We start from the raw sequence: 14,953 nt of genomic DNA on the forward strand, positions 1-14,953 counted from the left end.
CAGATTCTCAGGATCAGTCAGGCGAACTTGTAATGGGTGATATTGATTTTCGTTTCTACTTGTCGATCCTGCTAAGGCGACTGCCGCACATCATCGCTCTCACCGTCGTCACGACAGCGCTTGCACTGGCGATTGCTCTGCTGATGCCAAAGTCCTACCAGTCAACGGCAAAGATCCTCGTCGAGGCTCCACAGATTCCGACAAATCTCGTGAAGTCGACAGTCCCTACCAGCTCTCTTGAACAGCTGTTGATCCTTCAGCAGCAGATGACGACGGGCGACAATCTGGTCCAGCTCGCCGACAAGTTGGATGTCTACGGTAGCGAAAGGCAGGAGCTATCGACGGATGCAGTAATCAAGGACATGCGTTCCCGCATCACCTTTGATCAACTACCACTTGGCGACGGAGCAACGACGGTTTTCAGCATCATCTTCGAAGCTGGAACGCCGGAATTCGCGGCAAAGGCCGCCAACGAACTCGCTTCTTCGATCCTGCTGGGCAATCAACGACAGCGTACTGACCGAGCCGGCGATACGTTGCAATTTTTCAACGAAGAAGTGAAGCGGCTGGATGCCGAGCTGAATCGAATCGAGGCCGAGCTTCTTAAATTCAAGACCGATCACAGGGATACTCTTCCAGAGAGCTTGGAGTTCCGTCGGCAGCAACAGGCGAGCCAGCAGGAGCGACTGGTGGCGCTGGAACGTGAAGAAGCGGACCTCCGCGCGCGGAGAAGCTTGTTTGCGGAAAATGCCTTCACAACAGGCAATGTCGGTCCGCTTAGCACGGAGCAGCAGATGCTCTTGGATTTGAACAAGGCCCTGGCCGAACAGCTTGCGATCTTCTCCGAAGACAGCCCCAATATTATAAGCCTGCGATCGCGCATTGCGACGCTGCGCGGCAAGGGTGCGGCAAAGGCAACCGGTCAGGCCGGCAAACAGGGCGTGTCGGCTCTCGATCTACAGTTGGCGGATATCGACAAGCGTCTGGAGGCGATCGACCGCGATCGCACATCGCTGACAAAGAGCATCGCCGACATCACGAAATCCGTAAGCGAAACCCCCGCAACACAAACGGCGCTGAACGTCATCGAGCGCGATCTCGGCAATATCCAGACACAGTACAACACGGCAATTGCACGGCGGGCTGAAGCATCGCTGGGCACCCAGATCGAGGCCCGCTCGGACGGCGGACGCTTCTCCTTGTTGGAGGCGGCCAAGCCGCCAGAAACGCCGGTGAAGTCGAAGCGTCGAATAGTCATTCTTGCAGGCGCCGTTGGCGGGATCGCTCTTGGCTTAGGGCTTACGTTCCTACTCGAAATGATGAACCGCACGATCCGCAGACCATCGGAACTGAGCCAGCTCCTACAGCGTCAGCCGCTTGGCGTCATTCCGTATATCGGGTCACCGAGCGAGACGACCGGCGGCTTCTACAACAAGAGGTTTGCGGCAGCAGCCGTCTCGGCGAGCATCATCCCCGCCTTCCTCCTGATCATCCACTACTTCTATGCGCCGTTGGCGAGCGCTTTTCAAAGGCTGCTATCCGGCTTCATGAAGCCCGGTTCGATGTAACACGAAACCGCTGAGGATGGCCGGCTACATCGAACAAGAGAGTTAAGGCAAACCCAATGGAACAGACCGTGGTATCGTCATTTTCGCAAGCGCTCCAGGAGAAGAGTAACATGTCCCCAGCGCCTTCGCGGGAAATCAGCGACCTAGCCTGGGAAAAGCTTCAGCCGTTTACCCCGGATGCGAGTCTCGTTGCGAAAAACCGTATCGTGACGGTCAATCGCTCAGACACCGCGCATACCGCCTTCGACATGATGCGCACCAAGATCCTGCAGAACATGCGGGAGAACAATTGGACATCAGTGGCTATTACATCGCCAACACCCGGTTGCGGCAAGACCTTTAGCGCACTCAACCTTGCGTTCAGTCTGGCGAACCAGAAAGACTGCCGCACTGCACTGCTGGATCTCGACATGAAACGTCCCCAGGTCGGCAAGACGCTTGGAATTCGCGATGCCGCATCGATGGAATCGTTCCTGCGAGGCGAGCTACAGGCCGACGACATCTTTCGGCGCCACGGAGGCAATCTCGCCATAGCCGCCAATAAACAGGCCGTCCAGTTTTCCGCCGAACTGCTACAAAGCGCCGCGTCGACCCAGGCGCTGCAGGACATGCGTGAACGGATGCGCCCCGATGTCGTCATTTACGACCTGCCGCCGATGCTTTCGACGGACGACGTTCTGGCGTTTCTGCCGAATGTCGATTGCGTAATTCTGGTTGCTGCCGCTGAGCAGAGTACGCTCAGCGAAATCGACATTTGCGAACAGACGCTTGCCGAAAAGACAAGCGTCCTCGGCGTCGTGCTGAACAAGTGCAAGTTCAGTGCCGAAAAGTATGGCTACTGATCGAACCAGTTCGATGCCACGCATTAAAAAGCCAGCCGGCTAATTTCGCTGCAGGTTGATCTCACTGGTCACGACCTGCTTACCGGATGCGGGGTCCTTGTCGACCGTTCTGATCCTCAGTGTGTTCGCGCCGGAGTGCCGGATCGTCATGGTCGCAGCACGATCGCCGTTGACGATCCTCGACCAAGTGACCGCGAGCTCGATGGCATCGCCTCGCCTTGCGCCGTTGAGTGACGAAACCCTACCTGAGGGACCAATATAACGGCCGGAGTAGCTGCCGCCGGTAGCCGTAAGCTGCGCGGACACCGCGCGCGAAACGACCAACATACCGGTGCACTTGCCATCCATCGACAACGCTTCACCATTGGCTTTCGACTGAAAACTACAGTTTAAATTGATCGGGGATGAGGCCGTTGTGCGCTTCATCATCCCGCCGCCGGTCCAACTGCCGGCAAGCGACTTGAGAAACGGTGCCTCGTTCGCGGTTGCACCTCCAGCAGTGCAGACAATGAGCGCGCATAAGGCGAGACGATATATCCCCATGACATCCTCCCGAAGTCCAATCCGGGAGAATGCATGAAGACCATCAATGTTCCGCGTTTTTTCTGCGCCGCCTATGCGAAGGCGGGGAAGAACGCACTCATCGATCAGACGATGGAAAGGCTGAGACGCGTTTCGTTGCCGAGAACGATGTCGATCGGGCCGCGCGACGTCAGCTCGATGGCTCCGCAGAGCGTACCGGTGGTGATCAGGGCGCCCTTCTTCAGCGAGGTGTGCGGGCGCAGCTTGTCATTCGCGTAGGCCATCAGCCATACCAGCACGTCGTCCTTCGGATGGCGCGCGATGCCGTCATAGATCACCTGTTCACCATGCGTCACCTTAAGTGAGGTATTGCCGATGGTGTCGACGATGCATTTCGGAAGCGTAGGACCGAGAACATAGCCCTTGTTGCCGATGCGTTCGGCCAGATAGAGCAGGAACGACACCTGTCCGCTCTCCACAATGCTGCTGGCCAAAAGCTCTGCGCCAAGATGGCAGTCCGCGATCGCCGCGACGATCTCATCGCGTGTATAGTCACCGCTCTGGCGGACCGGAAGATCCTGGCCCAGGCGGACCGCGACTTCCGCCTCGAATTTCATGCCCGGACGCCAGGAAATCGACGCGCCTGAAACGGCCTCAAAATAAGGATGCAAGGGCGCGAGGACAGGCTCACCCGAGGGCGACATGGCGACCTTCCATGCGTGTGTCGAGATGCGCTCTTCGGCGGCAAGAAAATTCTGCGCATCCATCGCTTCGCGTAAAGTCGCGGGCAATGCGAAATCCGCCGTCGGCGCTTTTTCGCCTGCCTTTTCAAGGCCACTCAATCGCGCGGCCAGCGCCCGCGGATCGAAACCCTCGCCGGATGAAACTGTCATGTCGTACTTTCCTCACCTAGTATGAAATGCGCTTCAACTCTACCGGCATTCATAGATGGCGCAAAGAGGCGATCCGGAAAGAGTCTTATGCTAGCGCGGCGTACCAGCATCGCCGATACTCCGGCAAGTGAAAGATCTCGCGCGGAGGAAAATGCTTCTCTTTACCTGTCATCGGAGCAATTCCGGTGAGAAGTGCGGCACCTGCGCTCGTGCCCGTCGAGCCGGGAACGGCGAACACATCCCGGCCGGTGAGCGCAGCGACCACATCGAGATAGGTCTCATTCAGCGAAAACGGCCCCTCGACGACAACGGGACCGCCGGCGCCGATCAAGCCCAGGCACGCTTCGGTCATCAGCGCCAGATAGAGGCAAACCGCCGCGTAATGTTCGCCAGCGCTCGCCGCTTCGGCGTTGACCCAGCGCCGCTCCTTGCCTTGGAATGGACCGGACCCGGGCGCCACATTCGGCAAGAGCATCATGCTTTTTTCGATGACATCAGGCATGGCCGCGACCGCGTCCTCGATAGACACGGGCCCGATCTTGGCCGACAGGATTTCAAATTCGCGACCGCCCATGAAGCGCGACGACGGGACCGCCCGACCGTAGGCATCGACATTGGCAAGCGTATCGCGCTTCGGATCGAGATGGTCGAGATCGCCACCCACGCCGAAGTTGACCACCCACGTGCCTGTCGAGACGACAGCAAACGGGGCTTGCCGACTGACCAAATGCGGCAGCAGCGAAGCGTTGGAATCGTGGATGCCGCAATAGACGGGAACTGGTTTTGAGAGGCCGATCTCTTCCGAGATCTCAGGGAGCACCGGGCCGAGCGCGTCGAAGGCCGAGCGGATCGGCGCCATCAGCGGTCTTATATCAAGCGTGTCGACGAGGCTGGAGTAGCTCGATTCGCGCGGGTTCCACAGATCCGTATGACAACCGAGCGATGTTACCTCGTTGGCCGCGATACCAGTCAGCCGCGCCGCCCAGTATTGGGCGTAGGTGACGATGGTGGCGACATTGGCGAACACCGCCGGAAAGGCCGACTGCTGATAGTGCAGCTGCGCTCCGATGTTCAGGCCCATCGACTGGCGCGGCGAATAGGTTTCGTCGAATGATGGGCGCAGCGCCGTATAGGCGTCGATAATCTCGCGTGGATATTCTTGCTCATAATCGAGCACCGGCATGGCGAGCGTACCATCCGCAGCAAGCAGAGCGGCGCTGGCACCATGCGTGGTGATCGAGATCGCATCGAAACCGGGCGACACGGCAAATTGCTTCAGCGCGTCGAGCGCAAAGGCCCACAGCGCCTCCACATCGTAATGCGGATAGAGACCGGATTTGACCACCAAGTTCGGCGTCTTGACGACCGCAACCTCAGCGCCGGTGGCGCTGTCGAGCACAACGACCTTGGCATTCGTCTTGCCGATATCGAGAACCGCGACGCGGGCGTAGATCTGACTTGATGTCATGGCATATGAAAGACGGTGACGAGGTCGGTCTGGACAGGCGAATTATCCGGATTGGTGGCCATGATATCGCGCATATGCGCCCACCACCGCTTCATCACCGGGTGGTCTGGCAGGCTCGACAGGGTGTTGTCGCTGGTGCGCGTCAACACGCCGAACAGCGTGTTCGTCTCGCGGTCGAGATGGATCGAGTAATCGCTGGCGCCGGACTGGTGCAGCAGCTCGACCAGTTCCGGCCAGATTTCGTCGTGGCGCTTGATGTACTCGGCTTCCATGCCGGGATTGAGCGTCATCTTGAAGGCGTGTTTTTCCAGCGTCATTTCGGACTCATGGCTTTGATGCGGCGAGCGATGATCGGGATCGCGATGGTGATGATCAGCAGCAGGCCGATGAAGATCGACATGACGATGCCGGGAACGTTGAGCAGGCCAAGGCCGAAGGTGACGAGGCCCATGACGAAGGCGGCGATGACGACGCCACCGATCTTGCCGGAACCGCCGAGGATCGAAACGCCGCCGAGAACGACCATGGTCACAACCTCGAGCTCCCAGCCCTGCGCGATCGACGGGCGCGTCGAGCCAAGCCGCGAGGTCAGGCAGACCGAGGCGATGCCGCTCATCACGCCCGTCAGCATGAAGAGGATGAGCTTCACTCTCTCGACGGGGATGCCGGAAAAGCGCGCGGCGAAATCGTTGTTGCCGATCGTGTAAACTTGGCGGCCGAAATTGGTAGCGTGCAGCAGGATGGCGAACAGGATCGCCAACACGATGAAGAGCACGAACTCGAAGGAGAAGACCCAGACGACATATCCCTGGCCAAAGAAGGCGAATTCCTCGGGATAGTTGCCGTAGGCCTGATCGCCCAGCACGATATAGGAGATACCGCGAAACAGGCTCATCGTGCCGATGGTGACGACGATGGACGGCAGTTTCATCACGGAGACGAGGAAGCCGTTGAACATCCCGCAGAGCAGGCCAACGCCGACGCCGATGGCGACAAGACCCGGCGCACCGACACCCGCCTGCGCCGCGGCCCCCATGGCGGTCGAGGCCAGCGCGATGATGGCGGCAACCGACAGGTCAATCTCGCCGGATATGACGAGCAGCGCCATGGCAAACGCGATCATCGCTTTCTCGGTAAAGTTGAAGGTCGCGTCCGAGAGGTTCCAGGCGTCGAGGAAGTAGGGCGATGCCAGCGAATTGAAGATGAAGATGACGACGGCCACGCCGAAGAGCAGTACTTCCCAGCTGGACATGATCCGCTTGAATGGCGTTCCCAGGCGATCCGGGATGACCCGTTTGTCGGTGGGCGTGGAAACGACGGTGCTCATGCTGCCACCTCTGCTGGAGTTTCCGCGGCGGCCTTGTCGCGCAAGATGATGCGGCCGCGATTGCGCTCGCGCCTTGCGTTGAAGACGACTGCGAGAATGATGACGGTGCCCGAGATCGCCATCTGCGTGAAGGGCGAGATGCCGATGACGGGAAGGGCGTTCTTGATGACGCCGAGGAAAAGCCCGCCGAGCACGGTGCCAAGCACCGATCCGACGCCGCCGGCGATCGATATGCCGCCGATGACGCAGGCAGCCACGCTATCGAGCTCGAAGCCGTTGGCGATATCGACATAGGCGACCGCATAGCGCGACACCCAGAGGTAGCTCGCAAGACCGGCAAGCGCGCCCGACAGAACGAAGGCAAGGAACTTGGTCCAGCCGACATCGATACCGGCATAGACCGCCGCTGTCGGATTGCCGCCGGCGGCATAGGTAGAGCGGCCGAACTGGGTGTATCTCAGTACGATATAGATCAGCGCGACGATGATGATCGCGGCCCAGCTCAGCACCGGCATGCCGAGAACGACGGTGCGGGGAACGTTGAGGAAGGTCGGCGTCATCTGATGCGCATTGACCCACTCGCCGCCGGAGAGCACGAATGCCATGCCGCGATAGATGGTGAGCGTTCCCAATGTGACGACGATCGGCGGGATCTCGAGTGCCCAGACGAGGAAGCCATTGATGGCGCCGAGGCAGGCGCCAATGAGGATCGCGGCGAGGATCAGGACGATCAGCGGCAGATCCGGATGCGCGGCGTTCAGCATCGCAATCGCCATGCCGGTGAAGGCGAGGTTGGCGGCAACGGACAGGTCGATCGACTTCGTCAGGATAACCGTCATCTGCGCCAGCGCCAAGATGATCAGGATCGACGTGTCGTTGAAGATGCCGGCAAGGTTTCCAGGCGTTGCAAAGCCGTCAGCGCGGCTCGAAAAGGCGGCGATCATCACCGCGATGATGATGAAGAGCAGCGTTTCGCGTTTTCTCAAGAGTCTGGACATCAGCTATCCTCAAGCGTTACCGGTCGCAGCGCGCACCAGCGTTTCCGGCGTCAGGTCCTTGCGCTCGAAAAGGCCGGCCGACAGGCCCTCCTTCATGACAAGCACCCGATCGGACATTCCGATGATCTCCGGCAGCTCCGATGAGATCATGATGATGGAGAGGCCCTCGGCGGCGAGCTCGCTGATAAAGCCGTGCACGGCCGCCTTCGAGCCGATGTCGATGCCCTTGGTCGGTTCGTCGAGAATGATGACCTTGGGCATAGTCGCCAGCCATTTGCCGATGACCACCTTCTGCTGGTTGCCGCCGGACAGAGTTCCAACTGGAACCGAGAGTGCCGCCGCGCGCAGATCGAGCCGCTCGGCATACTTGCGCGCCAGCGCGAATTCATTGGCCGCCTTCAGGAAGCCTTTGCGCGAGGTGCGCCCCAGCGATGGCAGCGTCATGTTCTGGTAGATCGGCATCGGCAACGCCAGGCCGTGGCGGCCGCGCTCTTCCGGTACATAGACGATGCCCGCCCTGATCGCATCGAGCGGCGAGTTGATGCTGATCTCCCGGCCATCAAGCGTGAGCTTACCCGACAACGGCTTGGTGATGCCGAACAGGGACTGACAGAGTTCGGAACGGCCGGCGCCGATCAGGCCGTAAATGCCGAGAATTTCGCCCTTGCGAAGCGTCAGCGAGATATCGCGGAACTCTGTCTGGTGACAGTATTTCTCGACCTGCATCACCGGTCCGCCGATCGCGACGTCGATCTTCGGGAACGCGTTCTCGACGTCGCGGCCGACCATCATGCGAACGATCTCGTCCTGCGGTGTGGCCTTCAAATTGCCGTGGCCGACGGCGCGCCCGTCACGGAAGACAGCGAAGTTGTCAGCGATCTCGTAAAGCTCGTCGAACTTGTGGCTGATGAAAAGGATGGCTTTGCCCTGCGCCTTCAAGCCTTCGACGATACGGAAGAGATCGTCGATCTCCTTGCGCGACAGGGCGGCGGTCGGCTCATCCATGATGACGATGCGGGCCTCGATCGATAGTGCGCGCGCGATGGCCACGAGGTGGCGTTGCGCGATCGAGAGGTCCTTCAGACGGATCGTCGGATCGATATTGCTTTCAAGCGAGGTGAGCAGCGCCTTGGCGCGGCTGTTCATCAACTTCCAGTCGATGGTGCGCAAACGCGTGCGTGGCGCATGGCCGAGGAAGATGTTTTCGGCAACCGTCAGCTCGTCGAAGAGCACGGTTTCCTGATGGATCGCGGTGACGCCAGCATCGATCGCTGCCTGCGCATTGGCAAACGTCGTCGGCTTACCATCGATGAGGATTTCGCCTTCGTTCGGACGGTAGATGCCGGTCAGGATCTTGACGAGCGTGGACTTGCCTGCACCGTTTTCGCCGATCAGCGCGGTTACCTTGCCTGGGTAGAGCGCGATGCTGACGTTATCGAGCGCCTTCACGCCAGGGAAGATCTGGGAGATGCCACGCATCTCGAGAATTGCCGGTACGTCGTTCGTCGCGACGCTAGCAACAGGTTGTTGAAGGGCGTTGTTCATCAGCGCTTACCAGTGTTCATTGGGAAGGGCCCGGCGGCAATACCGCCGGGTTTTGTCTGTCCGCGAAAGGCTTAGAAAACCTTCGAGAACTGATCGATGTTCGACGCATTGTAGATGAACGGATCGGCCATTGCGGCTTCGCCCTTGTCGTCCACCTTGATCTTGCCCATGCGGCCGGCTTCGATTTCGGTGCCCGGCGCTCCGGTCGCGTCACCCTTTACGAGGTGATAGGCGATCTGCGTTGCGGAGTAGCCGAGGTCGATCGGGTTCCAGATCGCGAATTCCTTCGTCGCACCCGACTTGATCGCACCGGCCATTTCGGACGGCAGGCCTAGACCCGTGACATAAACCTTGCCGACGAGACCCTTGTCTTCTACGACCTTGGAAGCGGCCAGAACGCCGACCGTCGTCGGAGCGACGATGACCTTGACGTTCGGGTTCGACTTCAGGAGGCCTTCGGCTTCGCGGTAAGACTTGTCGGAGAGGTCGTCGCCATAAACGGTGGTGACGAGGTTCAGACCGTCGAAGTCCTTCAGCTGCTTCTTCATCTGGTCAATCCAGATGTTCTGGTTCGTCGAGGTGGTGGTTGCAGACAGGATCGCGAAGTCACCCTTGCCGCCTTCGAGGTGATCCTTGACGAGCGTCAGGCACATCTTGCCGATCAGTTCGTTCGACGACGGGTTCAGCTGCAGGATACGGCCGTCCTTGCTGACGCCGGAATCCCAGGAGATGACCTTGATGCCACGCTGCTTGGCCTTCTTTAGGGCTGGTACGACAGCGTCGGGGTCGTTGGCGGAGATCGCAATGGCGTCGACGCCCTGCGCGATCAGCGAGTTGATGACTTCGATCTGGCCTTCGGCCGTCGTCGAGGTCGGGCCGGTGTAGATCACTTCTACGCCGCCGAGTTCCTTGGCTGCTTCCTGTGCGCCCTTGTTGGCGGCTTCAAAGAAGCCGTTGCCGAGCGACTTGACCACGAGGCCAATCTTGACGTCCTTGGCGCTTGCTGCACCAGCCATCAATGCGACGGCAAAGGCGACGCCCACCGCCAGTGTCTTTGCGAGTTTCATGCTTTCTTCCTCCCACGTTGATTGACTTGACCACATCCTGCCGGCGCCGTTCAGGCAACCGACGAGGAATCCTCCTTTGCCTGCGAGACCACGCTCGCAACCACGAGCTTGACGCCCGCATCCTCGATCATCCGCACAGCCTCATCGGACACGCCCTCGTCAGTGATCACGGTCGTGACGCGATCGAGCCCGCATAAAATGAGGCTCGAGCGGCGATGAAACTTGCTGGAATCGACCATGACGATCAGCTCGTCAGCCTGATGCATCAACTTCTGCTCGCTCTGAATGATCTGCGCGTCCGCTTCCATGATGCCGAGCGGACCCACGCCCTGCGCACCGATGAAAAAGCGCCGCGCATAGAAATTGCGGATCGCGTCATTGTCGAAAGGCGACAGGATCAGGCTCTGCTCGCGATAGATCACACCGCCGGGAACCGTCACCGTGTTCTTCGAGTGCTTAACCAGATGTTCGGCGATCGCGAACGAATTGGTCATCACCTGCATGCGATGCGCCGCCATGAAATGCACCATCTGGAAGGTGGTCGTTCCGCCGTTTATGATGATGGCGTCACCAGGATCGCAGAGATCGACGGCCGCGCGCGCAATTGCGCGTTTTTTATCGGAATTGACAGATTCTGACACTCGGAAAGGCCTGCCGGCGAGATTGCCGAGCTGCGGCGGATGCACGGCTTCTGCCCCACCACGCACGCGCCGGATCTTTCCCTGCACGTGAAGCGCCGCGATATCGCGCCGGATCGTCGCCTCGGAAGCCTCGGTCAGCTCAGAAATATCCTGAACCGTCACGACCGACTTTTCCTGTACGGCGCTCAATATGATGCGATGGCGTTCGCGTTCGTGCATGGGTTCCTCCTGCATCGTTTATTTCGCAGTTGTGACAATGTGTCAATCACAAACGATCATATTTTTACATATTGCGTTGCAACATAATCGATTTTGATCGTTTTCGATTGACAACGCTGCTTTTGATGAGCGATACCGTCCACGCAAAGGACGCATTTCTCATTTCGCGTTCTGAAGAATTCTACATGGGAGGATGACATGGCGGCAACCGTCCGGCTTCTGGATAACCGTTGGGATGACTCGTACGCTGCAGGCCTGGATGAGCCTGGAAAGCTACTCTATCGCTCGAACCTGCTGGGTGCTGACAAGCGTATCACCAACTATGGCGGCGGCAACACGTCTGCCAAGGTCATGGAAACCGACCCGCTGACCGGCGAAAAAGTCAAGGTTCTCTGGGTCAAGGGTTCGGGCGGCGACGTCGGCACCATCAAGCTCGACGGCTTTGCCACCCTCTATCAGGACAAGCTGGATTCGCTGAAGGGCGTCTACAAGGGCGTTGAAGACGAAGACCGGATGGTCAGCTTCCTTCCTCATTGCACCTACAACCTCAACAGCCGCGCCGCCTCGATCGACACGCCGCTGCATGGTTTCGTGCCCTTCACGCATGTCGACCACATGCATCCTGACGCGATCATCGCGATCGCCGCTTCGAAGAATTCCAAGGAGTTGACTCAGCAGATCTTTGGTGCTGACATCGGCTGGCTGCCGTGGCGCCGCCCGGGCTTCCAGCTCGGCCTCGACCTCCAAGCCTACGTCGAGGCGAACCCGAATTCCAAGGGTGTCGTGCTCGAAAGCCATGGTCTCTTCACCTGGGCCAACGATGCCAAGGCTTGCTACGAGCTGACGCTCGACATTATCAACAAGGCGATCGTCTGGTTTGCCGAGAAGACTGAAGGCAAGACGATCTTCGGTGGCGCCGCCACTGAGAGCTTGGCCGTCGAACAGCGCCGCGTCATCGCCGCCCGCCTGATGCCTGAAATCCGCGGTCGCATCGGCAAGGCGGAGCCCAAGCTCGGCCACTTCGATGACCAGGACGCAGTCCTTGAATTCGTCAACTCGAAGAACTTGGCACCGCTCGGCGCGCTCGGCACCAGCTGCCCCGACCACTTCCTACGCACCAAGATCCGCCCGCTAATCATCGATTTCGACCCGGCGAAGCCGGATGTGGATGCGATCGTTGCCGGTCTTGATAAGGCGCTCGAAGACTACCGCGCCGACTACGCGCGCTATTACAACGACTGCAAGCATGACAATTCGCCCGCTATGCGCGACGCGAACCCGGTCATCTTCCTCGTTCCCGGCGTCGGCATGCTGTCTTTTGCCCGCGACAAGGCAACGGCACGTATTGCCAGCGAGTTCTACGTCAACGCCATCAACGTCATGCGCGGCGCGTCGACCGTCTCCGAGTACCAGGGCCTACCTGAGCAGGAAGCCTTCGATATCGAATACTGGCTGCTCGAGGAGGCCAAGCTTCAGCGAATGCCGAAGCCGAAGAGCCTGGCTGGCAAGGTTGCCTTCGTCACTGGCGGTGCCGGCGGCATCGGCCGCGCGACGGCGGCCCGCCTGATCGGCGAAGGTGCCTGCGTGGTGCTGGCCGATATCGACCAGGAAGCGCTCGACAGCACGGAGGCCGATTTCGCCAAGCAGTTCGGCGCCGATGCCGTTCGCGGCGTCAAGCTTGATGTGACCAAGGAAGACGGCGTGATCTCGTCCTTCGCGGAAGCCTGTGTCGAATTCGGCGGCGTCGACATCCTGGTTTCGAACGCCGGCATTGCATCGTCCGCGCCGATCGAAAACACTGAGCTTTCGATGTGGAACAAGAACATCGACATCCTGGCGACCGGCTACTTCCTGGTTTCGCGCGAAGCCTTCCGCCTATTCCGCAAGCAGAACCTCGGCGGCAACGTCGTCTTCGTCGCCTCCAAGAACGGCCTAGCGTCGTCGCCGAACGCTGCTGCCTACTGCACGGCCAAGGCTGCCGAGATCCATCTCGCCCGTTGCTTGGCGCTCGAAGGCGCGGAAGCGGGCATTCGCGTCAACACCGTCAACCCGGATGCGGTTCTGCGTGGATCGAAAATCTGGAACGGCGAGTGGCGCGAGCAGCGCGCGGCATCGTCGAAAATCGAGATCAACGAGCTGGAGGAACACTACCGCAAGCGCTCCATGCTGAAGCTCAACGTCTTCCCTGAAGACATCGCCGAAGCGATCTACTTCCTGGCGTCCGATCTCTCAGCAAAGTCCACCGGCAACATCATCAATGTCGATGCCGGCAACGCGCAGAGCTTCCCGCGCTGATCGCTATCGCCGGAGGATCACCCAAACCGCATGGATGATCCCCGGCACGTAGCCGCACAGCGTCAGCAGTATATTGAGCCAGAACTGCAGGCCGATTCCGACCTGCAGGAATACACCGACAGGTGGCAGGATGATCGCGAAAAGAATGCGTATGATGTCCAAGGTCGCCTCATTACTGATTTGAGTATTTCATGCATCGAAACGCGGACAGGAGCCGTTTGGTTCGATGCCACACGGGAGGAATTCATGGCCGAAACCAAAATCGCGCAGGATGTGATTGCGCAAGAAAACGAAAAGCGCGCAGCCGCGCTCAAATCCGATTACGAAGCCTTGGGCGCCAACCTGTCGCGCCGTGGCGTGGACATTGAGGCGATCACGCGCCGCGTCTCCGAATTCTTCGTCGCCGTTCCATCCTGGGGCGTCGGCACCGGCGGCACGCGCTTTGCCCGCTTCCCCGGCACCGGCGAGCCGCGCGGGATCTTCGACAAGCTCGACGATTGCTCCGTCATCAACGAACTGACCCGCGCCACGCCGAACGTCTCGCTCCACATTCCGTGGGACAAGACCGACGTCAAGGAATTAAAGGCGAAGGGCGATCAGCTCGGCCTCGGCTTCGACGCCATGAATTCCAACACCTTCTCAGACGCGCCCGGCCAGGCCCATTCCTACAAGTACGGATCGCTCAGCCACACGGACGCGGCAACGCGCGCGCAGGCCGTCGAGCACAACATTGAATGCATCGAGATCGGCAAGGCGATCGGCTCCAAGGCGCTGACCGTCTGGGTTGGCGACGGCTCGAACTTCCCGGGCCAGAGCAACTTCACCCGCTCCTTCGAACGCTACCTCGCCTCGATGGCCGACATCTACAAGGCGCTGCCTGACGACTGGAAGCTGTTTTCCGAACACAAGATGTACGAGCCGGCCTTCTATTCGACCGTCGTGCAGGACTGGGGCACGAATTACCTGATCGCCCAGACCCTGGGGCCGAAGGCGCATTGCCTCGTCGACCTCGGCCACCATGCGCCGAACACCAACATCGAAATGATCGTCGCCCGCCTGATCCAGTTCGGCAAGCTCGGCGGCTTCCACTTCAACGACTCGAAGTACGGCGATGACGACCTCGACGCCGGTTCGATCGAGCCCTACCGTCTGTTCCTCGTCTTCAACGAGCTGGTCGAGGCCGAGCAGCGCGGCGTCAACGACTTCAACCCGGCCCACATGATCGATCAGTCGCACAATGTGACCGATCCAATCGAAAGCCTGATCAACAGCGCCAACGAAATCCGCCGCGCCTATGCGCAGGCGCTGATCGTCGACCGCAAGGCGCTGGCAGGTTTCCAGGATGAGAACGACGCGCTGATGGCAACGGAAACGCTGAAGCGCGGCTATCGCACCGATGTCGAGCCGATCCTTGCCGAAGCCCGCCGTCGCGCCGGTGGCGCGGTCGATCCGGTCGCCACCTACCGCGCCAGCGGCTATCGCAAGAAGGTTGCCGCGGAGCGCCCGGCTTCCGTGGGCGGCAGCGGCGGCATTATCTGAGGTCGAAGAATTGCTCGAGCCGCCGCGAC

At 59.8% G+C, this 14,953-nt stretch carries 14 protein-coding genes; 4 read left to right on the plus strand and 10 right to left on the minus strand.

Translation table 11 applies throughout. The features are described from left to right. Positions 1-32 precede the first annotated feature (32 nt). On the plus strand, positions 33-1,568 hold the full coding sequence (locus AC1DOG_RS03950) for a GumC family protein (RefSeq protein WP_113008907.1): 1,536 nt from the start codon (positions 33-35) through the stop codon (positions 1,566-1,568). A gap of 110 nt (positions 1,569-1,678) precedes the next feature. Further along, positions 1,679-2,410, plus strand: coding sequence for a CpsD/CapB family tyrosine-protein kinase (locus AC1DOG_RS03955; RefSeq protein ID WP_409457178.1), 732 nt, complete (start codon positions 1,679-1,681; stop codon positions 2,408-2,410). Between the two features lie 39 nt (positions 2,411-2,449). Here the strand turns inward: AC1DOG_RS03955 and AC1DOG_RS03960 are convergent, their stop codons facing one another. The 9 genes from AC1DOG_RS03960 to AC1DOG_RS04000 all read right to left on the minus strand — a co-directional run bounded on the left by AC1DOG_RS03960 (position 2,450) and on the right by AC1DOG_RS04000 (position 11,090). Then, positions 2,450-2,953: a hypothetical protein gene (locus tag AC1DOG_RS03960; protein WP_477926905.1), complete on the minus strand. Its 504-nt coding sequence runs from the start codon at positions 2,951-2,953 to the stop codon at positions 2,450-2,452. Between the two features lie 104 nt (positions 2,954-3,057). Further along, complete coding sequence (locus AC1DOG_RS03965; protein WP_113008908.1) at positions 3,058-3,825, minus strand: 2-keto-4-pentenoate hydratase; 768 nt, start codon at positions 3,823-3,825, stop codon at positions 3,058-3,060. Between the two features lie 85 nt (positions 3,826-3,910). Continuing rightward, entirely contained in the window at positions 3,911-5,293 is a 1,383-nt protein-coding gene (locus AC1DOG_RS03970; RefSeq protein ID WP_477926906.1) for an FGGY-family carbohydrate kinase, read from the minus strand. Beyond that, a complete protein-coding gene (gene rhaM / locus AC1DOG_RS03975; protein WP_477926907.1) occupies positions 5,290-5,610 on the minus strand; it encodes an L-rhamnose mutarotase in 321 nt (106 codons plus the stop codon). The genes AC1DOG_RS03970 and rhaM overlap by 4 nt, the downstream gene beginning before the upstream one ends. Then, positions 5,607-6,620 (minus strand): ABC transporter permease, encoded by a 1,014-nt coding sequence (locus AC1DOG_RS03980; RefSeq protein WP_477926908.1) that lies wholly within the window; start codon positions 6,618-6,620, stop codon positions 5,607-5,609. The genes rhaM and AC1DOG_RS03980 overlap by 4 nt, the downstream gene beginning before the upstream one ends. Further along, positions 6,617-7,618, minus strand: a complete 1,002-nt coding sequence (locus AC1DOG_RS03985) for an ABC transporter permease (protein WP_477926909.1) — start codon at positions 7,616-7,618, stop codon at positions 6,617-6,619. The genes AC1DOG_RS03980 and AC1DOG_RS03985 overlap by 4 nt, the downstream gene beginning before the upstream one ends. A 9-nt stretch (positions 7,619-7,627) precedes the next feature. Next, positions 7,628-9,163 carry a sugar ABC transporter ATP-binding protein gene (locus AC1DOG_RS03990; protein WP_113198403.1) on the minus strand — a complete coding sequence of 512 codons (1,536 nt, stop codon included), beginning with the start codon at positions 9,161-9,163 and terminating at the stop codon, positions 7,628-7,630. Between the two features lie 71 nt (positions 9,164-9,234). Next, positions 9,235-10,230: a rhamnose ABC transporter substrate-binding protein gene (rhaS, locus tag AC1DOG_RS03995; RefSeq protein ID WP_477926910.1), complete on the minus strand. Its 996-nt coding sequence runs from the start codon at positions 10,228-10,230 to the stop codon at positions 9,235-9,237. 50 nt (positions 10,231-10,280) lie between these two features. Then, positions 10,281-11,090: a DeoR/GlpR family DNA-binding transcription regulator gene (locus AC1DOG_RS04000; protein WP_112943539.1), complete on the minus strand. Its 810-nt coding sequence runs from the start codon at positions 11,088-11,090 to the stop codon at positions 10,281-10,283. Positions 11,091-11,288: 198 nt separating this feature from the next. On the opposite strand from AC1DOG_RS04000, the gene AC1DOG_RS04005 reads away from it, so the two are divergent. Continuing rightward, the gene (locus AC1DOG_RS04005; protein WP_477926911.1) at positions 11,289-13,385 is read left to right on the plus strand and encodes a bifunctional rhamnulose-1-phosphate aldolase/short-chain dehydrogenase; all 2,097 of its coding nucleotides are present in this window, start codon (positions 11,289-11,291) and stop codon (positions 13,383-13,385) included. Positions 13,386-13,388: 3 nt separating this feature from the next. On the opposite strand, the gene AC1DOG_RS04010 is transcribed toward AC1DOG_RS04005, so the two are convergent. Further along, a complete protein-coding gene (locus AC1DOG_RS04010; RefSeq protein WP_018896533.1) occupies positions 13,389-13,547 on the minus strand; it encodes a YqaE/Pmp3 family membrane protein in 159 nt (52 codons plus the stop codon). 84 nt (positions 13,548-13,631) lie between these two features. On the opposite strand from AC1DOG_RS04010, the gene rhaI reads away from it, so the two are divergent. Next, positions 13,632-14,924, plus strand: a complete 1,293-nt coding sequence (gene rhaI, locus AC1DOG_RS04015; protein ID WP_112973067.1) for an L-rhamnose catabolism isomerase — start codon at positions 13,632-13,634, stop codon at positions 14,922-14,924. The last annotated feature ends 29 nt before the right edge of the window (positions 14,925-14,953 follow it).

The organism is Rhizobium sp. 01N48, from assembly GCF_056399145.1.